Consider the following 24,059-nt stretch of genomic DNA (forward strand, 5'->3'; position numbering starts at 1 on the left):
TAAATGAAAACTGGACAGTATATAAGAGAAGTAGAATCTATATGATGTTTAGGAGGATAACAAGTGACAAACGAACAACCGGATTTTGAAACAAATATAGAAGACGAGGACACGTTAACCAATAGACAAGGACATCCTATAACGAACAATCAAGACATGAGAACAGTTGGAAACCGTGGTCCTGCCACACTTGAAAACTATGATTTTATCGAGAAAATAAGTCATTTTGACAGGGAGCGAGTTCCGGAGCGGGTTGTACATGCACGTGGTGCTGGGGCACATGGTTACTTTGAAGCATATGGAGCAGCTGGCGATGAAGAAATCTCGAAATATACTCGTGCAAAATTGTTTCAAGAAAAAGGAAAGCGCACCCCTGTGTTTGTTCGATTTTCTTCTGTTATTCATGGAGGTCATTCTCCGGAAACATTACGTGATCCAAGGGGATTTGCGGTAAAGTTTTATACAGAGGATGGAAACTGGGATTTAGTTGGAAATAACTTGAAGATTTTCTTTATTCGAGATGCGATAAAGTTTCCGGATATGATTCATGCATTTAAACCTGATCCAGTTACGAATATTCAAGATTCAGAGCGATTTTTTGATTTTTGCGCGAGTTCTCCTGAAACATTTCATATGGTTACTTTCATTTATTCGCCATGGGGTATTCCGGCAAATTACCGAATGATGCAAGGCTCGGGTGTAAACACATATAAATGGGTGAATAAAGAAGGCGAAGCGGTACTTGTGAAATATCATTGGGAACCGAAACAGGGTATTCGAAACTTAACGCAAGCAGAAGCAGAGGAAATACAAGCGAAAAACTTTAACCATGCAACGCAAGATTTATATGATGCAATCGAAAAAGGTGATTTTCCGGAATGGGAACTACTCGTGCAAATAATGAGCGATGATGAACATCCAGAGCTAGACTTCGATCCGCTAGATGACACGAAGCTATGGCCAGAAGACAAATTCCCATGGATGGCTGTTGGAAAAATGGTGTTAGATCGAAATCCAGAAGATTATTTTATGGAAGTGGAGCAAGCTGCATTTGGTACAGGAGTACTTGTGGACGGACTAGACTTCTCGGATGATAAAATGTTGCAAGGTCGAACATTTTCTTATTCGGACACACAACGTCATCGTGTAGGAGCAAACTATTTACAGCTACCGATTAATGCACCAAAAAAACGAGTAGCGACTAACCAAAGCGGTGGGCAAATGCAATATAAGTTGGACCGCGCACCTTTTCAAAATCCACATATTAACTACGAGCCTTCTATACTAGATGGTCTAAAGGAAGCAGAGCAACTTGGAAAAGAATACACACCGATGATAAAAGGAAATTTAGTGCGACAATCGATCGACAGACAAAGTAATACTAAGCAAGCAGGAGAAACATATCGAAACTTTGAGCAATGGGAAAAAAACGAACTCCTTGCCAATCTTGTCAATGACCTGTCCAGCTGTGATATACGAATTCAAGAAAAAATGATTGCACTGGCAGAAGAGGCAGATGAAGAGTACGGACGCCATTTAAGAGAAGGTCTTGCTCATGCCAAATCAGGTGGATCTAGCCAAAAGCCTTTAGGAAATCGTGAAGGCGACGAGGCTCCCAAAAGTGCAATAGAAAATAGTAACGAAGCGGAACCATATTAATAACCTACTGAGGTTAACATTAAAGAAAGAGAGAGGAATCATCTGAAATGATGACCTCTCTCTTTTACTTTTTGCATTATATGTTATACGCCTACAGATACCAACAAATCTTTATGTGCTCCTTTAAGTAACGCAGTCAATTCTTCGATTTTGTATAGTGTTTCTTCACGTTCTTGTTTTTGTTGTTCCAATGCAGCTTTAACAGTTGACTCTAAGTGATTTTGTGATTGAACGAAAAGATCCAAAACCGCATAGCTTGGTTTCCAAGAGAGAGCTTGTGCTTTATCGTTAATCTCTTGAACGTTATTTAACCATGTAGTAACTTGTTCTAATTGTGCGTTTGCACTGATTCCATTTACGCTCGTTTGAACTTTATTTTGCCACTCTTGCGTCGCTTTTTTTGTCTCTTCTTCCATAGCGTTCAACGTAGCAACTGTTGAATCAAGAAGTTCTTTTTGATACGTAAATGCTTGAAATGCTTTTTTCTGCACGTCATCTTGTAAGCTTTGTAACGTTTTAAATCCATTTAACCATCCATCCCACAATAAATCGACACCATTAGTTAATTGCTCTCTAGCCATCTGTAATTCCTCCTTTGATTTAGCAAAACATGTTTATTATTTATAACTACTCCTCATCTTCTTTCTTATTAGAAGAAGATTGGAGTGGGTTAAAAAAAGGGTTATAAATATTGAAAAATTGATTCAACATTTTTTGGTACTGACTCAATGATCCAGCCCACAAATCTAAATATTGCTTTCCTGCATCCGTAATGGAATAAATACGTTTAGCAGGACCCCCTGATGTCGTATCCCATTCAGAAGTAACCAATGCATCTTTTTCTAATTGCCGAAGGAGACGGTAAAAGTTTCCTTGGTCAACGGATTCCATACCAAACTGTGAAATTTTCTCCATTAGTTCATATCCATGTGTATTCCAATCACGCAAATGCAGCAACATGATTGGGATCAGGAAATTTTTTGGAGCACCAATATTGGTGTTCTTATTTTTTTTAGTTTCTTCTTTCGATTCCATTATCAATCACCTACTTATTTAGTTGTTGCATATAAGTGTAATTTACACCTATATGTTTGATAAGTCAAGGGAGATATTTTTGAAAAAGTATGACAAGCTTTGTCGAAAAAAGGGGAATGTATTAGGAATTTATCGAATAGTCACAATCTTTACAATTTTAATATACACTACCATGTTAAAGTGTGATAAAGTTATGGTGAATTTAAGAAAAGGAGATGATTTCCATTGACCCAGACAACTTCATTTGATGCTTTTACAATGTGGAAAAACGTGTATGAGAAAACAGAAAGTACATGGAGAGATGCCATCCAAGACACACTTGGAAAAGAATCCTTTGCAGAAAGTTTAGGACAGATTCAAAGTCAATATTTACAATATCAAGGATTTGTGAATAAAATGACCGAATCTTATTTGAAACAAGCTAATATGCCTTCTAGGGATGAAATTGCAAACGTTGCTTCCCTTGTAATAAATGTAGAATCTAAAGTAGATGATTTAGAAGATCAAATGGATGTGTACAAGATTGATACTTCTAGAGAGATAGAACAACTTAGAAAAGGACTAAATAGTCTAGATAAGAAATTGGATAAAGTAATTGAACTGCTTGATAAAACAATACTTGCACAAAATACCCCTAAAGTAACAGATGGACCTTTAACTACAACAGCTTTAAATGCTACAGGTACTAAGAAGTAATCCTCTACTAGATTAAATGATTTCTTAAAAAAACATATATTGGGAGTGTATTAAATGACAAAATTGCAAACAACCGTATTGGAACAAACAAATCCATTAAAACCTCTTGCAGGGAAAGTAGCTGTTGTAACAGGAGCTTCACGAGGAATTGGAGCTGAAATAGCTAAAGCATTGGCAAAAAATGGCGCACAAGTTGTAGGTAATTATCTTAGTAGCACTTTAGATATGGAAAATGTTATGCAAGAAATCGAGCAAGAAGGTGGCAGTTTGTTTGCTATTCAAGCAGACGTATCTATAGAAGAGGACTCACAAAAGCTTATAGAGGAAGTATTGAACCGTTTCGGAAAAATCGATATCCTCATTAATAATGCAGGTGTGACAAGAGATCGTACCTTCCGTAAAATGTCCAAACAAGAATGGGATCAAGTGATCGATATAAACTTAAACAGTGTTTTCAACACAACATCTGCTGTTATCAACCATATGTTAGAACAAAAATCTGGTCGGATTATTAATATCAGCTCAATCATCGGTCAAGCTGGTGGTTTTGGACAGACGAATTATGCTGCATCAAAAGCTGGATTGCTAGGCTTTACAAAGTCGCTGGCTCTAGAGACTGCTAGAAATGGTATTACAGTAAATGCGATTTGCCCAGGATTCATCGAAACAGAGATGGTTGCAGCAATGCCGGAAAATGTAAAAGATGCAATCATTGCAAAAGTGCCTGTACAAAGATTAGGCAGTACGAGTGAAATTGCAGATGCTGTGTTATTTTTAGCGCAAGCAAGCTATATTACAGGTCAAGAAATCAATGTAAATGGCGGTCTATATATGTAACAACAAGTTTCCATATCGAAAAATAATGGTAGGAGGGATTTTATGGTTACGTTAGATACCAAGCAATTTGACAATTGGATCGACCGTTTATCGGAGGATAAGAACATTCAACAGATTAAACGATTAACAGAAGTTATCTCTTCGGATGCTGAACCAGAAGTTGGTCAGACTCCAAAAGAGGTTATTTGGACAAAAAATAAATCAAAATTATACCGCTATCAGCCAGCGATAAAGAAAACAAATAAAGTACCGATTCTAATGATTTATGCATTAATCAATAAACCGTATATATTAGATCTTTATCCAGGAAATAGCTTAATAGAGCACTTAACTAATAAAGGACATGATGTTTACTTGTTGGACTGGGGTACCCCTGGCTACGAGGACCGCAACATGAAACTAGATGACTATATCGTAGATTATATTCCTAGAGCAGTAAGCAAAGTGCTAAAGACTTCAAAAGCGAAAGATATTACGCTTTTAGGGTATTGCATGGGTGGCACAATGACGGCAATTTTTACTGCACTTTATCCACAATTGCCAATTCGCAATCTTATATTGATGACGAGCCCAATTGATTTTAAAGATGCAGGGCATTATTCAAACTGGCTGGATAAACGTTATTTTCAGCTAGATAAACTGGTCGATACGCTTGGTAATATTCCTTTCGAATTAATCGATTTCGGAAACAAGCTACTTAATCCAATTTCGAATGTTGTCGGACCATATATCAGTTTAGCTGACCGTGTGGAAAACGAAGACTTTGTTTTAAATTGGAAACTCATGCAAAAATGGTTGAACGATGGTATCCCTTTCCCGGGTGAATCTTATAGACAGTGGATTAGAGATTTCTATCAGGACAACAAACTCATTAATGATCAATTAACTGTACGTGGACGCAAAGTAGAATTGGCGAATATTAAAGCTAATCTACTGAATATTTCTGCCACTCGTGACAACATTGCTTTACCACAACAGATCGCACCGCTCAATGATAAGGTGTCTAGCAAAAACAAGACACTACATATAGTAGAAACTGGTCATGTATCGGTTGTCACAGGTCGCAAAGCAATCAATGAAATACATCCTTATATTGAAAAGTGGGTTACCGATAATTCGAAATGATATAAAGGAATAAAATTGATTATCGCAAACTGCACAATAAGGTTTTGAAAGTGCTCTGGACTTGAATGTCTAGTAATACTTTAAACGAGTTTTCTAAATACGAGTGGCGCTAGCACATCTAGCGCCACTCGTATTTTTTCGGAAGTTAGATTGGACTGATAACAGAAAGCATCATTTTGTTGTGGATGTGCTGGAACATTTTTAAATAGTATAGCAATATATACTTGAGAGGAATGATACTAAATGAAACATATTTGCATAATTGGTGGGACGGGAATGTTAGCAGAAGTGTCTAAGTGGTATGCCGATAATAACTATATTGTTTCCGTTATTGCACGGAACGAAGAAAAAATGAATAGAGTGAAAGAGTCTTGTTCGAATACAGAGAATATAAAAGCAATCTATCTCGATTATCGAGATACTACCGAACTGTACAAAGCGCTACGAAAAAATGTACAAGTATATGGTCCTTTAATAGAAGCAGTAGTTTGGCTGCATTCCGATGGTTTACATGCACTTTCCACTGTTTTTGAATTGATAGAGGAGAAAAGTAAGGTTTGGCAAGTAATAGGTAGTCAAGCAAACGCTGAAAAGTTGCGGAAACAATATCAACCCCAAAAAGACATAGAATACAATTTTATACAACTAGGATTTGTTAGTGAAAATGATAGACAAAGATGGTTAACAAATGTTGAGATAGCCCATGGGGTTATTCATTCGGTACAAGTAGGTCAGCACTATAATTTAGTTGGGAAAATTTCCAGTTAAAAAGAGCATAACCTTTGAAGTCATGCTCTTTGTTATAATTGTTGATTACTTAAATTAATTGTGTATCTAATGTTTTAATCATCAAAATATGTGGAATGCCATCTTCGATAAACACATCTGATGCTGTTTCATAGCCAAGTATTTCATAAAAACCTTCTGCGTGGGTTTGTCCATGTAATTTTACTTGGGCCAATCCTTTTCTATTTGCAATTTCTTCTAATGCTTTAACAATTACTTTACCAAGGCCAAATTTACGATAAGACTCTAAAATACAAATGCGTTCTAATTTACCAATTCCATCCACTACTCTTAATCGACCAGTTCCAACAGGTTCGTCCTCATAATAGACTAAAATATGCTCACATTGTCCATCTAGCGTATCAAATTGATCAAACTCTTCTTCTAATGGTACACCCTGTTCTTTTACAAATACTTCTTTTCTAATATCAAATGCTTTTTGTAAGTCACTATCTTCTGCTATTCTTTTAGAATTCATTCATTTTCAGTCCTTTTCTTTCGATTAGACAAGCAGGTGAACTCAAGTCATAATCTATTTATGTGTATATATTAGTGTAAATGAATTTATTTTTGTTGTAAATACAACATAATTGGAATAGACACCTTTATTTTGTAAGGAGGAATACATATGAAATTAGTATCTTGGAATGTGAATGGATTGCGTGCTTGTGTGCAAAAAGGGTTTTTAGATTATTTTAATGAAGTGAATGCAGATATATTTTGCTTGCAGGAGACAAAATTGCAAGCCGGACAAATAGATTTACAGCTAGATGGATATGAACAATATTGGAATTATGCATTGAAAAAGGGGTACTCTGGTACTGCTGTATTTACGAAAGTGAAGCCGTTATCTGTAAAATATGGTGTTGGCGACATGGAGACAGAAGATGAAGGGCGAATCCTTACGTTAGAATTCGAAAACTTTTTCTTAGTAAATGTCTACACACCAAATGCAAAACGAGATTTAACTCGACTTCCTTATCGATTAGAATGGGAAGACGAGATACGGGCATATTTGAAAAAACTAGACGAAGTGAAGCCGATTATTCTGTGCGGTGATTTAAATGTTGCGCATGCAGAAATCGATTTGAAAAATGCCAAATCCAATAGGGGAAACTCTGGGTTTACCCTTGAGGAACGTGGAAAAATGACGGATTTATTGGCTGCTGGTTTCGTAGATACTTTCCGTTATTTTTATCCGGAACGTGAGGGGGCTTATACTTGGTGGTCATATATGAATAAAGTGAGGGAGCGGAATATTGGGTGGAGAATTGATTATTTCATCGCTTCTCAAAAACTTACACCAGTTTTAAAAGATGCTTCTATTGACGCGCAAGTGCTTGGTAGTGATCATTGTCCAGTCGTTTTAGAATTAGATAAGTTCTGAAATGTTAATATATTATGAGAAAAACTACAATACTTTAATGAAATAGAGTACAATATTTTTATATCAACTTACTGGAGGTACCTATAGATGAATGCTTTAGCCGTGCAATTAAATGAAAAAATGCAAAAAGAAAATCCTGTCATTTTTGATATGTTATCCGACTTAGGAAAGAGTTTATATTATCCTAAAGGAATATTAAGCCAAAGTGCAGAAGCAGGGAAAAAAGCGCATCGCTTTAATGCAACAATCGGAATCGCAACTGAAAATGGAGAACCGATGCATTTTCGTCATATACAAGAGAAATTAGGGTACGCTCCAAAAGATATCTACCCCTATGCAGCTCCACAAGGAAAAGAATTATTACGTTCAATTTGGAAAGAAAAACTATTAAAAGATAATCCTTCAATGCAAAATAAATCAATTGGCTTGCCAATTGTAACTAGTGCGTTAACACATGGTTTAAGTATTGTAGCGGATTTGTTTATGAATCCCGGTGATGTCCTAATTACGCCGGAGCAATATTGGGGTAACTATAATACAGTATTCCAGATTAGAAGAGGCGGTCGTGTAGAAACGTTTCCTTTATTCAATGAACAGAATGGTTTTCATGTAGAAGCCTTCCGTGAAACGTTAACGAAGCAAAAAGAAAAAGCGATTGTATTATTAAACTTTCCGAACAATCCAACTGGTTATACACCATCCATTAGTGAAGCAGAAGCAATTGTTCAAGTATTAAAAGATGTAGCAGCTTCAGGTACTAAATTAGTTGTCGTATTGGATGATGCTTACTTTGGTTTATTCTACGAAGATTCGATTAAGGAATCATTATTCGGATTAGTAGCTGATAGCCATCCAAATATTTTGCCGGTGAAAATCGACGGTGCAACGAAAGAAAATTATGTATGGGGATTGCGCGTTGGGTTTATCACTTACGCTGCCACTCCTGATGTATTGGATGCATTAGAACAAAAAACAAAAGGAATTATCCGCGGAACGATTTCAAGCGGTTCTCATATTTCCCAAACAATTCTATTGGAATCTCTGCAATCAGAAGAGTTTTTAAAAGAAAAAGAAGAGAAATTTCAAATTATGCAATCGCGTGCTATTAAAACAAAGGAAGTACTTGCGGACGAAAAGTTTGCTTCCCACTGGACATACTACCCATTTAACTCTGGGTATTTTATGTGCTTGAAGTTAACTAATTTAGATGCAGAAACACTTCGTCTTCACTTATTGGATCAATACGGAGTTGGGGTTATTGCAAGCAATAAAACAGATATCCGCGTAGCATTCTCATGCGTAGAAGCGTCAGATATTGAAGAGCTATTTGATTTGATTTATCAAGGATGCCAAGACTTAACTAAATAATTGTTTTGAAAAACTGTTCATGAGTTAGCGCTCATGGACAGTTTTTTTTATGAAGTCAAATGTAAACGCTAACATTTATCTGGAATCCGAGACATAAACTATTGAAACGTTATTTTAATAGTTTGGGGGGATGAAGATGAGAGGCGAACGTATACCGGGGTGGGCAAAAGGTTTTATAGGAATTATTATTGCCTTAGTAACGATTCTTGTTCTTTATCTATATGTTGATAAAGAACAAGAGGAAGGATCTCCATACGCTACCATTACAGTAACAGAAGAGACAAACGCGGAGGCTGAGCCGGAAGTCGAAGAAGAGGAGAAGGAATTGGCTAATCCAGACATTAAAGTGGACTATGCTTCGAAAGATTGGGCAATCCATGGGGGTGATTATTACAACAGACGTTATTCCACTTTGAAGCAAATTACCTCAGAAAACATAGGTGATTTAAAACCAACTTGGGTTAGTAGTCTGGGCTCTGGGGCAGAAGATAAGTATTCGGGAGAAGCTACACCAATCGTAGTAGACGGTATTATGTATATTGCAACCGGTGCTAATGACGTATTTGCAATTGATGCCAAAACAGGTGAACAGATTTGGGCTTATACTCCGGATATTCCACAAGAAATGGACACGGTATGTTGTGGCTGGACGACTCGAGGAGTTGCGGTAGGTGATGGAAAGGTATATGTAGGGTTATTGGATGCAAGGCTAGTGGCACTTGATCAAAAAACAGGTGAAGAAGTATGGGAAACGAAAGTGGCGGAATGGGAGGAAGGATATACCGTTACAAGCGCACCACTTTACTATAATGGAAAAGTGTATACGGGTGTGGCTGGAGGAGAATATGGTATTCGCGGACGCGTAATGGCGTACGATTCCGATTTAGGATATGAAGTATGGCGTTTCTATACAATTCCGGGACCAGGGGATATCAATGGAGATACTTGGCCTTCCGATAATGATGCTTGGTTAACGGGAGGGGGCCCTGTTTGGAATACACCAGCAGTTGACCCGGAACTTGGGTATATTTACTTTGCAACTGGAAATACAGCACCAGACTTAGACGGTAGTAATCGTGAAGGAGATAATTTATACGCGAACTCTGTCGTTGCTGTGAATGCGGAAAATGGGGATTATGTATGGCATTTTCAAGAAGTGCACCATGATATTTGGGATATGGATCCAGCAAACCCAGTTGTTTTATTTGATGTAGAAAAAGATGGGGAGATGCGGAAGGGTCTCGGGCAAGCGGGGAAAACAGGATGGGTTTATTTCTTAGATCGTACGGATGGGACACCGCTAGTGGGGATTGAAGAAAAGCCGGTACCTCAATTGGCCGAACTAAAAACAGCAGCAACCCAGCCGTTCCCAATTGGAGATGCATTTGTCCCGCAAGGAGTTTTTCAAGAAGATGTTGACCGCGATTTAGGAGATGCATTCGAAGGGCAGATAGGCGATATTTTTACTCCGTTTTGGGAGGAACCGATTACCCTTAAACCAGGGCCTGCCGGTGGTGCGAACTGGCCGCCATCTGCTTATAACCCAGATACGGAGTTGTTTTATGTTTTAGGGAATGATAACTATTTTTCTTTTGCTAGACAAGAAGAGGAAGCGTTTGAGGAAGGCTCTATGTATATAGGTAGCATTATGCAACCAGTTTCCAATGCACCATCGCGTGGTACGGTAACTGCACTGGATGTTAAAACAAATAAGATAGTATGGCAACAAAATTGGGATGCTCAAGCATACAGTGGTGTTCTAACAACGGCTGGAAACCTTGTGTTTGTAGGTCATAACGACGGTCGTTTAATTGCTTTTGACGCTAAAACAGGTGATCAATTGTGGGAATATATGATGGATGCAGGTGCCAATGCCCCTTCTGTCACTTATGAAATTGAGGGAGAACAGTATATTTCGATTTATGCTGCAGGTAATGCACTAGCAGGGTCTAAACATGGAGATAAAATTTACACCTTTAAATTAGGAGGAAATTTACCTGAAGGGCAAGTGATTGATGCCTCAGCAAAAGATGGTTCTAACGGGTCTATAAATAATGAAGCAACAGAAGGTGATACAGTAAGCAGTGTAGATGCTGGCCTAGAAGTTTACGCGAATAGTTGTATTGCTTGTCATGGTAATCAAGGGGCGAATGGACATAATGGACCAAACCTACAGAATAGTAAGTTTGCCGAAAGTAGAGAAAACGTGATCGAACGAATAACAAATGGTGGAGCAACAATGCCATCCTTTAAAGATTCGTTAACTCCCGAAGAAATTGAAGCAGTGGCAGACTATATAGTGACGGTTATTTCCCCATTAGGTGAGGGATAAGTGAAGTGAAAAGAAACCAGCCATTTTGTCAGATGGCTGGTTTCTTTATGGTGATTTGCTCAAAATAGTGATACTGCAGTATCTCTCTTCTTTTAGAGATACCATCAGTTTAATTACCCAAGAAAAAGGGGAAATAGTGTATACTAGATTCAATCGTTATAAGTTAGAAGTTATGGAGAAGGGGATCATGATGAAAAAGAATTATCCAGACGACGGTTTAGCTTTACATACGGATTTATATCAAATTAATATGGCAGAATCCTATTGGGCGGATAACATGCACGAAAGAAAAGCGGTATTCGAGTTGTTTTTCCGAAAGCTTCCGTTTGGGAATGGCTATGCCATTTTTGCGGGGCTAGAGAGATGCCTTGATTACTTAAAAAATTTTCATTTTACCGAAAGCGATTTAGAATATTTACAGCAAGAGGTTGGCTATAAGGACGATTTTATCGATTATTTGCGGACGGTTCGGTTTACGGGAGATGTTTACTCGATGCTGGAAGGGGAACTTGTATTTCCGAATGAGCCAATTATGCGTATTGAATCGACATTGGTGGAAGCACAGCTTGTGGAAACTGCACTATTAAATATTGTTAATTATCAAACGCTTATAGCGACAAAAGGGTCTCGTATTAAACAAGTAGTGAAAGATGAAATTGCGATGGAGTTTGGTTCAAGACGAGCGCAAGAAATGGATGCAGCTATTTGGGGAACTCGTGCTGCATATATAGGTGGAATAGAATCCACTAGTAACGTGCGTGCTGGCAAAATGTTTGGTATTCCTGTTTCTGGAACACATGCCCATTCTTTAGTGCAAGCATATAAAAGTGAGTATGATGCATTTCACTCATATGCAAAACGTCATAAAGACTGTGTTTTCTTAGTGGACACGTATAGCACTTTAAAAACGGGGGTTCCTACTGCTATAAAAGTAGCGAAGGAACTTGGAGACAAAATCAATTTTATCGGTATTCGCTTAGATTCTGGTGATATTGCTTTTCTTTCAAAAGAAGCAAGAAAGATGCTAGATGCAGCTGGATTTACGAATGCTAAAATTATTGTTTCGAATGATTTAGATGAATATACAATTTTAAATTTAAAATCTCAAGGAGCAAAAGTGGATAGCTGGGGTATTGGTACAAAACTTATAACCGGTTACGACCAGCCGGCGCTTGGAGCGGTATATAAAATTGTCTCCATTGAGGATGAAGAAGGCACGATGCAGGACACGATTAAAATTTCCTCTACTACTGAAAAAGTAACGACACCTGGTCAGAAAAAGCTATTCCGAATTATTGATAAAGAAAATGGAAAGGCTGAAGGCGATTATATTACGATGCATGATGAAGATCCGACGCATGAAAAACGTTTGAAAATGTTCCATCCGGTGCACACGTTTGTCTCCAAATTTGTGACAAACTTTGAAGCGAAAGACTTGCATGTAAAAGTGATTGAAGATGGACAAGTTACGTACAAAATTCCGGATTTACAAGAAGTGCGTCATTATGCGCATACTAATTTAGACTTACTATGGGACGAATATAAACGTTCACTAAACCCAGAGGAATATCCGGTCGATTTAAGCCAAAAATGTTGGGACAATAAAATGCGCAATATACAGGAAGTAAAAGAGATGGAGCACAATCTTATTGCGCAAAATGGAGGCTGATCATAATGACAACTATACAACAGAAAATTATCGAGGCTTTGAAAGTGAAACCAAACATTAATGTAGAAGAAGAGATCCGAGTTAGTATTGATTTTATGAAGGCGTATCTAAAGAAGCATCCCTTTATGAAAAGTATGGTCCTCGGTATTTCAGGAGGACAAGATTCCACATTAGTAGGGAAGCTTGCGCAACTCGCTGTAGACGAGCTGAATAAAGAAGCTGGCGAAGAAGTCTATGCATTTATAGCGGTAAGTTTACCGTATGGTGTTCAATTTGATGAAGATGAGCGTCAAGATGCATTGGATTTTATCCAACCGTCTAAATCTGTCACGATCAATATTAAAGAGGCAGTGGATGCAAGTGCGCGAGCGCTTAGCGAAGCGGGTGTTACATTATCGGACTTTGCAAAAGGGAATGAAAAAGCTAGAGAACGTATGAAGGCACAATATTCAATTGCCGCAATGTATAATGGCGTTGTGCTTGGAACAGATCATGCAGCGGAGGCTGTCACTGGTTTTTATACAAAATACGGCGATGGCGGTGTAGATTTAACTCCAATATTCCGTTTGAACAAAAGACAAGGCAAGCAGTTGCTTAAACAACTAGGATGTCCGGAGCATTTATATTTGAAAGTTCCGACTGCAGACTTAGAAGAAAATCGCCCGGCTATTCCGGACGAAGTAGCGCTCGGTGTAACGTACGAAGAAATTGACGATTACTTAGAGGGTAAAAAAATCTCACAAGCATCACAAGAAAAAATAGAAGGTTTTTATACTCGATCTATGCATAAGCGACATATGCCGATCACAGTGTTTGATGATTTTTGGAAATAGTTGTCCGTAAAATAGTAGATGGTGGGAAAGGTTAAAGTTTCCCCCTCTACTTTTTTTATTGGTTTGGAAACTATAGAAGATATAGAAATGTGGCTAACCTTTTTCAAGAAACATAGGGAACGGCCTGCTTTAATTTAATCGTGGTATGAGGAAACTGCGCGCTAGTTATCGGCGTCTCACTTCCAAGTAAGCTTTTTTTATGAAAACTGATTGCTCTCAGAAGTAATTTAGTTGCTTTCAAACTAGAACTAGTTGCTCTCAACAATCGTTTGGTTGCTCTCAGACTAGAACTGGTTGCTTTCAACAGCTGGTTGGTTGCCCTTAGCCATTTATTGGATTTACTTAGTCAAAAACTGTTGATGTTTTTGTTTTTAGCAAATCGATCATTAATAAAAAAGATATTGTCATTGATTTTCGCTACAGGCGGCGATTCCTGTTCTTTTCAGGATATTTTATTAGGAGGAGCAGTGACCAATCTATTCTTCGTTTGCGAAGATGGTTAAGCATTTTCTTATTTGTATTATATTGTAACTTTCGGTATGCTAATTATATACTATATTAATTTTCAAACTAATCTTTCAATAGAGGATACCGGGGGAAAAAAGATGATGGAACAATTGCAAATTCAATCTATTATTACAAATATAGAAAAAGTGATGATTGGTAAGAAACATATTGCAGAGTTGGCAGTCGTAGCACTCCTTGCTGAAGGGCATGTACTTCTAGAAGATGTACCGGGTGTTGGAAAAACGATGATGGTACGTGCTCTTGCCAAATCAATCGGTGCTGATTTTAAACGGATTCAATTTACGCCGGATTTATTGCCATCGGACGTATTAGGGGTCTCGATTTACAACCCAAAAGAAATGGAATTTGAATTTAGAGCAGGACCAATTATGGGGAATATTGTACTAGCAGATGAAATAAATCGTACTTCTCCTAAGACACAATCCGCACTTTTAGAAGGAATGGAAGAAGCATCTGTAACAATTGATGGGATTACCATGCCGATTCCTAAACCATTTTTTGTTATGGCTACACAAAATCCAATAGAACATGAAGGTACATACCCTCTGCCAGAAGCCCAGCTCGATCGTTTTTTATTGAAATTAAAAATGGGATATCCGAATCCAAGTGAAGAAATAGAAATTTTGGATCGTGTTGAAAAACTAACGCCGATTGAGCAAATCGATTCTGTTATTACATTGGAACAATTATTAAATTTACAGAAACAAGTGAAAATGGTAAAGGTTGACCAAACGATGAAAGGGTATATTGTCGATCTTGCCAATCGAACTAGACAAGACACGTATATTTACCTAGGAGTTAGTCCGAGAGCTTCTATAGCTCTAATGAGAGCTGCACAAAGTTATGCAATGCTTCAGGGAAGGGATTTCATCATACCAGATGATATTCAATATTTAACTCCCTTTGTTTTCGGTCATCGTGTCATTCTAAGACCAGAAGCTAGATATGATGGGATTTCTACGGAAGAAGTATTAACTCGGATTATTAAACGAACACCGGTCCCATATAAGAGGAAAGTAAGTCAATGAAACAGCGATTGAAACGATTAAGACCGTTAAAAGGTCTTGTTGGTATAATGTTTCTTTTAATCGTAACGTTCGTGTATGCCATGTTCCAAGGTGGATTTGTTAGTTGGTTTTTATTTTATTTGTTGATTCCCCTTTCTATTTATTCTTTGCTCTTATTTTTTTATCCGCTTTCGAAGTTGGATGTAAATAGGACAATAGATACTCGGAATGTTTATAGTGGAGGAAAGTTCGCGGCAACCGTTCACATCAGAAGAAATAATCATTTTCCGCTTATGTATGTAAAGTTCGAAGAAAAAGTTAGTCCTACATTAGCGAATATCACTTCATGGAAACGTATGATTTTTTGGGGAATGAAAAAAGAGTTTACTTGGACTTATGAAATGGATCATATTCCTCGAGGGGAGCATGTACTAGAGGGGCTTACTATTCAAGTTAGTGATTTATTTGGATGGGTCAAGAAAGATGCGTTTATCCCGAATCCTAAAACGATTCTTGTATTTCCGAATGTAACAGAAATGGTATATGTCCCTATTGAAACGAGATATGACCAAGGTGCCGCCGTATCGAGAATTCAAACGATGAAAGATACTTCCATGGCTACAGGTTTAAGATCTTATCAACCAGGGGACCGGGTTTCTTGGATTCATTGGAAATCCTTTGCTAGAACACAAACGCTTAAAACGAAAGAGTTTGAAGACCGTCAATCCCAAGATTTATTCGTCTTGATGGACCGGACACCTGCTGATAGTTTTGAAGAAATAGTCGATTTAACTGCCTCTATTTTACAAGCAATTGTGCGTCATCAGGCTTCCAGTGCTTTTTTGTCTTTAGGTGAACATCGTTTTTTTATCCCCTCTGTTCAAAGTGAAAGTCAATTACAGCAGGTACTATATCATTTAACGAAAGTGCAACCAGATTTAACAAAATCAATTGAACAAGTGATTTTACATGACGGGGCATTGGCACAAGCAACTTCTCTTTTATATGTTACAAGTAATCTTACATATGAATGGATAGATAGTGTTCAAAAAACGGCAAGTAATTTGCGTGTTTGTACATGCTTTGTTGTCAAACAAAAAGACGAAAAGTTATTGAAAGAGGAACAAGTCATGCATCAGTTTGCTGCGAGTAGAGGAGTTCGGGTTCACACTATTACGAAAGATCGTTTTGCCCAAGCGTTTATGGAGGTGACTCGTTCATGAGTAAAAAAGCAGTGTTATCTTTTTTCATTTATTTTTTTGTATTTGTTTTAACGGTTGAATGGTTAAAACCAGTTATCGAGTTAACCGATACAGATCATTTGTATTTATTTAGTTTATACTTATTTATTTCTTTTTTATTTTACTTCATAAGATTGAAATGGTATTATGCGGCACCGATAAAAATAGTATTTATTTGCTGGGTAATTATCTCGATTTATACCGATTTGTCGTTTATCTCTTCTGATGCTTTTGCTTATTTGATAGAAGCCATTCGTGTGAATACAGTTGCTTTGATCTCACGTGAATGGTTAGAAGTAACGAATCCTTTTCGGACCTTTTTGTTTTTTTTGCTGTTATGGATGACTACGTATTTATTAAACTATTGGATACGTGTCAGAAAAAATATCCTATTATTCTTTATCCTGACGATTCTATTTATAACAATCTTAGATACATTTAGTCCATATAATGGAGAAAAAAGCATTATGATTGCATTAATATCGGGTTTTATTGCGATGGGATTGTTATATGCTCAGAGAGTTGGGACGGAAAATAAAGAGCAAGCAAAAACACCTCTTTTGCTTGGTGGTATAGGAAGTCTAGTTGCAATACTTGTCATTAGTGGAGCACTAGCTTTTATATTACCGAAAGCCGGACCAACCTGGCCAGACCCTGTACCGTTTTTCACTGCTGCAAAACCATCTGCTTCGAGTGAAGAGGGTGGAAATGGAAGTGGAGTGCATAAGAAAGTAGGGTATGGGGAGAATGATGAAAATTTAGGTGGTGCATTTGTCGCAGATGATACTCCAGTATTTACAGCAGCTGTACCGACCAGACAATATTGGAAAATTGAAACGAAGGACACATATACATCTAAGGGTTGGATTTTATCTAATACAGAAGCGAAAATTAGTAGCTATAATCTTGGGGAATCAATTCAATCAGATATTACTCCAGGAGAGGAAGAAAGAACAGCGACTGCAAGTGTTTCCATGCTACAGGAATATCCTTTTGTTATGCAACCTTATGGCATTAAGCAAGTAGATGCTTTAGAACCATTCACTCTATCGTGGAATGAAACAAATCAAAAGCTTTCTACGTTCAATGGCGGTAGCGCAGTGCCCATTACAAATTATGATGTTGCTTATAGTGAGCCCGTATATAGTTTAAAGGCGCTTCGCAATACGAAAATAGAAAGTTTAGATAGTCTTACAAGTGAATTTGATCGCTATTTACAATTGCCTGAAACCTTACCGACTAGAGTACGAGAGTTAGCTACTTCTATTACGGAAGGTGACGGAAATTTATATGAAAAAGCGAAATCTATTGAACGCTACTTTAAACAAAACGGTTTTCGTTATAATGAGGAATTAGCCGCTATTCCAGAAGGGAATACGGATTACGTCGATCAGTTTTTATTTGATACGAAAGTGGGGTATTGTGATAATTTTTCAACTTCTATGGTTGTTTTACTTCGTTCAGAAGGAATCCCTGCACGTTGGGTGAAAGGCTTTGCACCGGGAGAGATTGTAGAAAGAGAAGATAGCATTCCTATTTATGAAATAACGAATAATAACGCCCATTCATGGGTCGAGGCTTATTTTCCAAATATAGGTTGGATGACTTTCGAACCTACAATTGGTTTCACCAATAGTGCAAACTTAAATTATGATTTAGATATTCAAACGGATGAGTTGGAAGCTCCAAAACAAACACCAGCACCAACTCCTAAAAAACCCGAGCCGGCGAAAGAGAGAACAGAAGTTTCCGAGAAGCTCACCAAAGTGCTGAGTGATAGTATAAATTGGGTATTGGACCGCAAAGCTACATTTATATGGATAATCATCGGACTAGCTTTTTTTGGTTTGCTTGCTTATCGATTTAGACGCAAATGGTTATCAAAAGTGCTAATCCCATTATATCGCACAAGAAAAGATGACTGGGATTCGTTTGAAAAAATGTATCATCAGTTACTCAAACAGCTCCACGCTTATGGATATGTAAAAGAGCAGGGACAAACCTTAACGGATTATGCTACACAGATTGATGGCTATTTTAATGGCAACCATATGAAGCAATTGACGAGTGTATATGAAAGAGGTTTTTACGGTGGCAACAAAGTAGAGGTCGACTATCCATTGATGCGGGAAAGTTGGGAAAATTTAATCAATCAGCTAAGCAGTTGATTTTACACTCCACAAGCTGTAAACTATAGTCAAATTAAATTGACCAAGTTGCCCTCGTATATGTCCGATAATATGGTTCGGATGTCTCTACCAAGTTACCGATAATAACTTGACTATGAAGGTGAATGCAGTCATGTCTTTTTTATGGGACAGTTGCATTCACCTTTTTGAAGTAGAGAACATTAACGCGTAGAAAGAGGTTTACTTTCTTACGCGTTTTTTTATTCTAGATAGCGCACTTGGATCACAAATAGAGAAAAGGTGGATGCTAATGTCTTCAACTCCATTGTTGAAAGAACAAGAAAAAATTGTCGTATTAGATTTTGGTAGTCAATATAACCAACTAATAACACGTCGTATTCGTGAATTTGGAGTGTACAGTGAGTTGCACCCACATACAGTAACAGCAGAAGATTTAAAGAAGATGAATGCTACTGGAATCATTTTCTCAGGTGGTCCGAACTCTGTATATGATGAAAATGCATTTCATATTGACCCTGCGATTTATGAAATTGGAGTTCCTATCTTAGGTATTTGTTATGGGATGCAATTAATGTCGCAACATTTTGGTGGGAAAGTAGAAAAAGCTTCTCATCGAGAATATGGTAAAGCGGAAATTGACGTAAAAAATGCAACAGCTTTATTTGGACAACTTCCTGCAAACCAAGTTGTATGGATGAGTCACGGTGACCATGTAACAGTTGCTCCAGAAGGATTTGAAGTAATTGCAACAAGCCCTTCTTGTGAAGTTGCGGCAATGGCAAATGAAGCGGAGAATTTATACGCAGTTCAATTCCATCCAGAAGTAAGACATTCTATTTACGGAATCGATTTACTACGTCAATTCGTGTTCGATGTTTGTCATGCGAAAGGCGACTGGACAGTGGAAAGTTTCATCGAGATGGAAATTGAAAAAATTCGCCAAGAAGTTGGCGACAAAAAAGTGTTATGCGCACTTAGCGGTGGAGTAGATTCTTCTGTAGTTGCTGTTTTAATCCATAAAGCAATCGGCGACCAATTAACATGTATGTTCGTGGATCATAACTTACTTCGTAAAGATGAAGCAGAAGGTGTTATGAAAACTTTCTCTGAAGGCTTCCATATGAACGTGATTAAAATTGATGCTCGCGAACGTTTTATGAGCAAATTAGCTGGAGTTTCTGATCCGGAGAAAAAACGTAAAATCATCGGTAATGAATTTATCTACGTATTTGACGATGAAGCATCTAAATTGGAAGGTATGGATTTCCTTGCACAAGGAACTCTATACACAGACATTATCGAGAGCGGTACAGCTACTGCCCAAACGATTAAATCGCACCATAACGTTGGTGGTCTTCCAGAAGATATGCAATTTAAATTAATCGAGCCATTAAACACTTTATTCAAAGACGAAGTTCGCGCGCTTGGGACAGAGCTTGGTTTACCAGATGATATCGTTTGGCGTCAACCTTTCCCTGGTCCTGGATTAGCAATTCGTGTGCTTGGAGAAGTAACGGAAGAAAAACTAGAAATCGTTCGTGAATCAGACGCAATTCTTCGTGAAGAAATCGCAAAAGCTGGTTTAGAACGTGATATTTGGCAGTACTTCACAGTGCTACCTGATATTCGTAGTGTTGGTGTAATGGGCGATGCCCGTACGTACGACTACGCAATCGGAATTCGCGCAGTTACTTCTATAGATGGAATGACATCTGACTGGGCACGTATCCCTTGGGATGTACTAGAAAAAATAAGTGTACGTCTGGTCAATGAAGTTCCTCATATTAACCGCGTACTGTATGATGTAACGAGTAAACCACCAGCAACGATTGAGTGGGAATAGTTAATTGAGAATAGCCTAGAATCCTTGTGAAAAGGACTCTAGGCTATTTTTTTAGGGATTAGCGTTTATAGATAAATAAATAGCTATACTTCCGTCCGTTTTATAAATCTCAAAATCAGTTGTATAAGCTCTTCCTAGATCACTTTTCCAAATCTCGCTCCAAGCCTTACCTACCCCGGCTAGATCATTTGATTCGACTTCCCAAATAAAATATTCGCCATTCCCGATCGTGATGCTATGTTCGCCACTCGTTTGTTCCGTTCCAATCATAAAATCAAAGTCTCCAGTATAATCACTTTCATAGTTACTATAAACTGCGTAGATATCACCTTTCACTTGCTTTTTTAAGAATTCCTCCCACGCTTTAGAGAATATACTCACATCGTTATTGTTTGCCCTAACCTTATTCCCGTAGACCACTTTTGCAGGGATATTTTCAGTCATTTCTAAATCTCCACCTTTCTAAGGAGAATATATCATGGTATATATGACAACTGGTTGTCATCATTAATAATCTTATGGATTTTATTTAGCTCGTAATAATACTCATTTTTTATTGTTTCTGGTTTTAAAACATCAACCGAGCTCCCGAACATTAGTAAAAAAGGAAGAAGGTTTTTATTTGCATCATATGTGAAAGTGACCTTGATAGTATTGGAGAGAATCTCCATTTCCTCTTCCAAGAAAAAATCATATAGCTTGCCCAATTGATTTCTTTCGAATGCTAACACTACTTCTATGTCACTAGATATTTGGTTAAATTCTTTTTCTGCAATTGTTAGAGAAGTTTCATCTAAGAGTAGAATTTCCCTGATCCGTGTAAGCTTGAATATCCTATTGTCTTCTCTTTTTTCACAATAACCAGTGATATACCAACTACCATCGGCTAAATTCATACTGGAAGGAGAAATAACTCTATTGGTAATTTCACCGTTAAAAGACACATACTTAAGTTTCACCTTTTTTTGTTGAGACATTGCCTTCCTTAACAATTTTAGTTTTTCATTAGTTTCCATCTCAATTTCTTTTCTATGGATAGTTGGGGAGTAAAAAGAAAAGTTGCTATAAGATTCATCATCTCCCTTTAGCTTCTCTATTTTCTCCATGATTAGTTGGTTCTCCTCTTGCAAAATGTCGTGTTGTAGTTTTAAAGCTTCTATAATTGTTTGCTTCTCCTTATCAGAGAACAAATATTTATCCATTTTGTAGGAAGGCATCAATCCTATGCCTCCATTTCGACCATGAATTGTGACAACGGGAAGCCCGGATAGAGCCAATGAGTTAACATCCCTATAAATGGTTCTCTTACTGACTTCTAGTTTATTGGCCAGTTCTTCAGCTGAAACTATTTCTTTATTTAATAAGATGACTAATATGGATAATAATCTCTCAACCTTGATCATTATGTGCGCTCCTTCTAATAAAAACGTTAAATTCTCCTATCATTATAACGAATGCAAAGGAGGAGCTTAAAGAAACGTTTTCTTTTAGGGGAAAGAGATTGAAAGTGTCACAATAACGAACTATTACATTAAAAAATATAAAAATGTTCGGTTTTTGTATTGATTTTTTAAAAGTATGGTGTTATATTACTATCATAATTTAATTATGTTGTCGTATAACGTTGGGAATAAGGCCCAAAAGTCTCTACCGAATCACCGTAAATGATTCGACTACGATGAGTGGAAATTGTTTTCTTTCACTTGTTAGAGATATTAAAGCATACGACTTTTATGAAGTCGTATGCTTTTTCTGTTATACAGACAATAAATGGAGGATATTATGAAAAAGTATTTTCAATTCGATGAACTAGGAACAAATTATCGTAGTGAAATTATCGGTGGTTTAACGACATTTCTTGCAATGGCGTACATCCTAGTTGTAAACCCGATGATTCTGTCGCTGGAAACAGTAGAAGGTTTACCAGAATTTATGTATATGGATAAAGGCGCGGTATTTACTGCAACTGCAATCGCTGCAGGTATTGGTTCTATTTTGATGGGAGTGCTTGCAAAGTATCCTATCGCATTGGCACCTGGTATGGGTTTAAATGCTTTCTTTGCTTTTACAGTTGTTTTAGAATTCGGAATACCTTGGCAAATGGCTTTAACAGGGGTATTTGTAGCCGGAGTTATTTTTATTCTTTTATCATTAACAGGGATTCGTGAAACAATTATTAACGCTATACCGACAGAGCTAAAATATGCGGTTGGTGCAGGTATAGGTTTATTCATCACTTTTGTCGGATTACAAAATTCAAAAATTATCGTGAGCAGTGATACGGTAATTGTTGGTTTAGGGGATTTAACAGATCCTAACATACTATTAACTATTTTTGGATTAGTAATAACAGTAATTATGATGGTTAAAGGCATTAAAGGTGGAATTTTCTACGGTATGTTGATCACGGCTATTGTCGGTATGATTTTTAGCTTAGTGCCAACTCCAACTGGAATTGTAAGTAGTGTTCCAGACATAGCGCCAACTTTCGGAGCAGCGCTTGATCCTATTTTCAAAGATCCATCATCTCTTTTAAATCATCAATTTTTGATTGTTGTTCTTACTTTCTTGTTTGTAAATTTCTTTGATACAGCTGGGACATTAATTTCTGTTGCGAACCAAGCTGGTCTGATGAAAGAAGGAAAACTTCCACGCGCAGGAAAAGCCCTTCTAGCAGATGCAATAGCTACAACTGCAGGAGCAGTTGCTGGTACTTCTACTACTACATCTTATGTTGAATCTACTGCAGGTGTTGCTGCGGGTGCACGCTCAGGCTTTGCGGCTGTAGTCACGGGAGTTCTACTATTATTATCCTTATTCTTTTATCCGGTATTAAGTGTAATTACTTCATATGTTACAGCACCTGCACTTATTATCGTCGGAGTATTAATGGTATCTTCATTAGGAAATATTGAATGGACTAAATTTGAAATTGCTGTACCAGCTTTCTTTGTTATTATTGCAATGCCGCTGACTTACTCGATTGCAACTGGTATCGCAATCGGATTTATCTTCTATCCAATTACAATGATCGTCGCAGGACGAATTAAAGAAATTCATCCGATTATGTATGGTTTGTGGGTAATATTTATTTGTTACTTTATCTTCTTATAATAGAATGTAATGAAAAAGAGAGGCCAAGTGTCTCTCTTTTTTTATTGGAAAATGTTGATAGAAAGAGAATAATGGGGAAAGAATGCGAATGGTGTATATGCTTTCGAAGTAAATACCGCAAGGGTTCAAAGGCTCTATAAACTCTCTAAAGATATTAGTTGCATTTATCTGAATAAAATGTTAATATCTTTTTATAACTTTTTGTCGAATAATGTGTTGACGAAGTATGGAAAAGGGTGTTAAGATACAAAGGTCGCCAAAACAAAACGACAAATAAACAACATGAACATTGAAAACTGAACATGCAAAACGTTAAGACATATAGTTATTCAGATTAACTTGTTAGTCTGATAACAAAACAATTATGACATCATTTAATGATGATGCCAGCAAAACAAAATGAGCTTTTTAAGTTCTCTATTATGGAGAGTTTGATCCTGGCTCAGGAC

20 protein-coding genes and 2 riboswitches are annotated in these 24,059 nt (G+C 37.3%); of the genes, 15 read left to right on the forward strand and 5 right to left on the reverse strand.

What is annotated here, in order from left to right; genetic code table 11:
- Positions 1-63: 63 nt before the first annotated feature.
- A complete protein-coding gene (locus tag ACIP9W_RS14015; protein ID WP_400790462.1) occupies positions 64-1,659 on the forward strand; it encodes a catalase in 1,596 nt (531 codons plus the stop codon).
- Between the two features lie 83 nt (positions 1,660-1,742).
- Here ACIP9W_RS14015 and ACIP9W_RS14020 read toward each other — a convergent pair whose 3' ends face one another.
- Positions 1,743-2,240, reverse strand: a complete 498-nt coding sequence (locus ACIP9W_RS14020) for a PhaP protein (RefSeq protein WP_400790465.1) — start codon at positions 2,238-2,240, stop codon at positions 1,743-1,745.
- Positions 2,241-2,286: 46 nt separating this feature from the next.
- Entirely contained in the window at positions 2,287-2,694 is a 408-nt protein-coding gene (gene phaQ, locus ACIP9W_RS14025; protein ID WP_400790468.1) for a poly-beta-hydroxybutyrate-responsive repressor, read from the reverse strand.
- Between the two features lie 225 nt (positions 2,695-2,919).
- On the opposite strand from phaQ, the gene ACIP9W_RS14030 reads away from it, so the two are divergent.
- The 4 genes from ACIP9W_RS14030 (at position 2,920) to ACIP9W_RS14045 (ending at position 6,120) form a co-directional block, all read left to right on the forward strand.
- Entirely contained in the window at positions 2,920-3,390 is a 471-nt protein-coding gene (locus ACIP9W_RS14030) for a polyhydroxyalkanoate biosynthesis repressor PhaR (RefSeq protein ID WP_400790471.1), read from the forward strand.
- 54 nt (positions 3,391-3,444) lie between these two features.
- Positions 3,445-4,227 carry a 3-oxoacyl-[acyl-carrier-protein] reductase gene (gene fabG, locus ACIP9W_RS14035; protein WP_400790472.1) on the forward strand — a complete coding sequence of 261 codons (783 nt, stop codon included), beginning with the start codon at positions 3,445-3,447 and terminating at the stop codon, positions 4,225-4,227.
- Positions 4,228-4,269: 42 nt separating this feature from the next.
- Positions 4,270-5,352 carry a class III poly(R)-hydroxyalkanoic acid synthase subunit PhaC gene (phaC, locus tag ACIP9W_RS14040; protein ID WP_400790475.1) on the forward strand — a complete coding sequence of 361 codons (1,083 nt, stop codon included), beginning with the start codon at positions 4,270-4,272 and terminating at the stop codon, positions 5,350-5,352.
- Positions 5,353-5,595: 243 nt separating this feature from the next.
- Positions 5,596-6,120, forward strand: a complete 525-nt coding sequence (locus ACIP9W_RS14045) for a Rossmann-fold NAD(P)-binding domain-containing protein (RefSeq protein ID WP_400790477.1) — start codon at positions 5,596-5,598, stop codon at positions 6,118-6,120.
- Between the two features lie 49 nt (positions 6,121-6,169).
- Here the strand turns inward: ACIP9W_RS14045 and ACIP9W_RS14050 are convergent, their stop codons facing one another.
- Entirely contained in the window at positions 6,170-6,616 is a 447-nt protein-coding gene (locus ACIP9W_RS14050; protein ID WP_400790480.1) for a GNAT family N-acetyltransferase, read from the reverse strand.
- 150 nt (positions 6,617-6,766) lie between these two features.
- Here ACIP9W_RS14050 and ACIP9W_RS14055 point away from each other — a divergent pair, with 150 nt between their 5' ends.
- The 9 genes from ACIP9W_RS14055 (at position 6,767) to guaA (ending at position 20,496) form a co-directional block, all read left to right on the forward strand.
- Positions 6,767-7,525 (forward strand): exodeoxyribonuclease III, encoded by a 759-nt coding sequence (locus tag ACIP9W_RS14055; RefSeq protein WP_400790482.1) that lies wholly within the window; start codon positions 6,767-6,769, stop codon positions 7,523-7,525.
- 87 nt (positions 7,526-7,612) lie between these two features.
- Complete coding sequence (locus ACIP9W_RS14060; RefSeq protein ID WP_400790485.1) at positions 7,613-8,893, forward strand: aminotransferase class I/II-fold pyridoxal phosphate-dependent enzyme; 1,281 nt, start codon at positions 7,613-7,615, stop codon at positions 8,891-8,893.
- 136 nt (positions 8,894-9,029) lie between these two features.
- Positions 9,030-11,225 carry an outer membrane protein assembly factor BamB family protein gene (locus ACIP9W_RS14065; protein ID WP_400790487.1) on the forward strand — a complete coding sequence of 732 codons (2,196 nt, stop codon included), beginning with the start codon at positions 9,030-9,032 and terminating at the stop codon, positions 11,223-11,225.
- A gap of 190 nt (positions 11,226-11,415) precedes the next feature.
- A complete protein-coding gene (locus ACIP9W_RS14070) occupies positions 11,416-12,894 on the forward strand; it encodes a nicotinate phosphoribosyltransferase (protein WP_400790538.1) in 1,479 nt (492 codons plus the stop codon).
- A gap of 5 nt (positions 12,895-12,899) precedes the next feature.
- Positions 12,900-13,727 carry an ammonia-dependent NAD(+) synthetase gene (gene nadE / locus ACIP9W_RS14075; protein ID WP_400790490.1) on the forward strand — a complete coding sequence of 276 codons (828 nt, stop codon included), beginning with the start codon at positions 12,900-12,902 and terminating at the stop codon, positions 13,725-13,727.
- A gap of 605 nt (positions 13,728-14,332) precedes the next feature.
- Positions 14,333-15,283, forward strand: coding sequence for an AAA family ATPase (locus ACIP9W_RS14080; protein WP_282242253.1), 951 nt, complete (start codon positions 14,333-14,335; stop codon positions 15,281-15,283).
- On the forward strand, positions 15,280-16,485 hold the full coding sequence (locus tag ACIP9W_RS14085) for a DUF58 domain-containing protein (protein WP_400790493.1): 1,206 nt from the start codon (positions 15,280-15,282) through the stop codon (positions 16,483-16,485). The genes ACIP9W_RS14080 and ACIP9W_RS14085 overlap by 4 nt, the downstream gene beginning before the upstream one ends.
- Positions 16,482-18,671: a DUF4129 domain-containing transglutaminase family protein gene (locus ACIP9W_RS14090; RefSeq protein WP_400790495.1), complete on the forward strand. Its 2,190-nt coding sequence runs from the start codon at positions 16,482-16,484 to the stop codon at positions 18,669-18,671. Before ACIP9W_RS14085 ends, ACIP9W_RS14090 begins: the two co-directional genes overlap by 4 nt.
- A 34-nt stretch (positions 18,672-18,705) precedes the next feature.
- Positions 18,706-18,807, forward strand: a riboswitch (purine riboswitch).
- 135 nt (positions 18,808-18,942) lie between these two features.
- Complete coding sequence (gene guaA, locus ACIP9W_RS14095; RefSeq protein ID WP_400790497.1) at positions 18,943-20,496, forward strand: glutamine-hydrolyzing GMP synthase; 1,554 nt, start codon at positions 18,943-18,945, stop codon at positions 20,494-20,496.
- Between the two features lie 51 nt (positions 20,497-20,547).
- On the opposite strand, the gene ACIP9W_RS14100 is transcribed toward guaA, so the two are convergent.
- The gene (locus ACIP9W_RS14100) at positions 20,548-20,940 is read right to left on the reverse strand and encodes a GyrI-like domain-containing protein (RefSeq protein WP_400790499.1); all 393 of its coding nucleotides are present in this window, start codon (positions 20,938-20,940) and stop codon (positions 20,548-20,550) included.
- Between the two features lie 32 nt (positions 20,941-20,972).
- On the reverse strand, positions 20,973-21,899 hold the full coding sequence (locus tag ACIP9W_RS14105) for a helix-turn-helix transcriptional regulator (protein WP_400790501.1): 927 nt from the start codon (positions 21,897-21,899) through the stop codon (positions 20,973-20,975).
- 191 nt (positions 21,900-22,090) lie between these two features.
- Positions 22,091-22,192: riboswitch (purine riboswitch) on the forward strand.
- Positions 22,193-22,278: 86 nt separating this feature from the next.
- Here ACIP9W_RS14105 and ACIP9W_RS14110 point away from each other — a divergent pair.
- The gene (locus ACIP9W_RS14110) at positions 22,279-23,610 is read left to right on the forward strand and encodes an NCS2 family permease (protein ID WP_282242259.1); all 1,332 of its coding nucleotides are present in this window, start codon (positions 22,279-22,281) and stop codon (positions 23,608-23,610) included.
- The last annotated feature ends 449 nt before the right edge of the window (positions 23,611-24,059 follow it).

Origin of the sequence: Psychrobacillus sp. NPDC093180, assembly GCF_044754065.1 — a bacterium.
In the GTDB taxonomy this organism is placed as follows: domain Bacteria; phylum Bacillota; class Bacilli; order Bacillales_A; family Planococcaceae; genus Psychrobacillus.

Excerpts from the sequence above, each read along its gene's own strand:
- ACIP9W_RS14020 (WP_400790465.1), bottom strand. The coding sequence starts at position 2,240 with ATGGCTAGAGAGCAATTAACTAATGGTGTCGATTTATTGTGGGATGGA.
- phaQ (WP_400790468.1), bottom strand. The coding sequence starts at position 2,694 with ATGGAATCGAAAGAAGAAACTAAAAAAAATAAGAACACCAATATTGGT.
- fabG (WP_400790472.1), top strand. The coding sequence starts at position 3,445 with ATGACAAAATTGCAAACAACCGTATTGGAACAAACAAATCCATTAAAA.
- phaC (WP_400790475.1), top strand. The coding sequence starts at position 4,270 with ATGGTTACGTTAGATACCAAGCAATTTGACAATTGGATCGACCGTTTA.
- ACIP9W_RS14045 (WP_400790477.1), top strand. The coding sequence starts at position 5,596 with ATGAAACATATTTGCATAATTGGTGGGACGGGAATGTTAGCAGAAGTG.
- ACIP9W_RS14050 (WP_400790480.1), bottom strand. The coding sequence starts at position 6,616 with ATGAATTCTAAAAGAATAGCAGAAGATAGTGACTTACAAAAAGCATTT.
- ACIP9W_RS14055 (WP_400790482.1), top strand. The coding sequence starts at position 6,767 with ATGAAATTAGTATCTTGGAATGTGAATGGATTGCGTGCTTGTGTGCAA.
- ACIP9W_RS14060 (WP_400790485.1), top strand. The coding sequence starts at position 7,613 with ATGAATGCTTTAGCCGTGCAATTAAATGAAAAAATGCAAAAAGAAAAT.
- ACIP9W_RS14065 (WP_400790487.1), top strand. The coding sequence starts at position 9,030 with ATGAGAGGCGAACGTATACCGGGGTGGGCAAAAGGTTTTATAGGAATT.
- ACIP9W_RS14070 (WP_400790538.1), top strand. The coding sequence starts at position 11,416 with ATGAAAAAGAATTATCCAGACGACGGTTTAGCTTTACATACGGATTTA.
- nadE (WP_400790490.1), top strand. The coding sequence starts at position 12,900 with ATGACAACTATACAACAGAAAATTATCGAGGCTTTGAAAGTGAAACCA.
- ACIP9W_RS14080 (WP_282242253.1), top strand. The coding sequence starts at position 14,333 with ATGATGGAACAATTGCAAATTCAATCTATTATTACAAATATAGAAAAA.
- ACIP9W_RS14085 (WP_400790493.1), top strand. The coding sequence starts at position 15,280 with ATGAAACAGCGATTGAAACGATTAAGACCGTTAAAAGGTCTTGTTGGT.
- ACIP9W_RS14090 (WP_400790495.1), top strand. The coding sequence starts at position 16,482 with ATGAGTAAAAAAGCAGTGTTATCTTTTTTCATTTATTTTTTTGTATTT.
- guaA (WP_400790497.1), top strand. The coding sequence starts at position 18,943 with ATGTCTTCAACTCCATTGTTGAAAGAACAAGAAAAAATTGTCGTATTA.
- ACIP9W_RS14100 (WP_400790499.1), bottom strand. The coding sequence starts at position 20,940 with ATGACTGAAAATATCCCTGCAAAAGTGGTCTACGGGAATAAGGTTAGG.
- ACIP9W_RS14105 (WP_400790501.1), bottom strand. The coding sequence starts at position 21,899 with ATGATCAAGGTTGAGAGATTATTATCCATATTAGTCATCTTATTAAAT.
- ACIP9W_RS14110 (WP_282242259.1), top strand. The coding sequence starts at position 22,279 with ATGAAAAAGTATTTTCAATTCGATGAACTAGGAACAAATTATCGTAGT.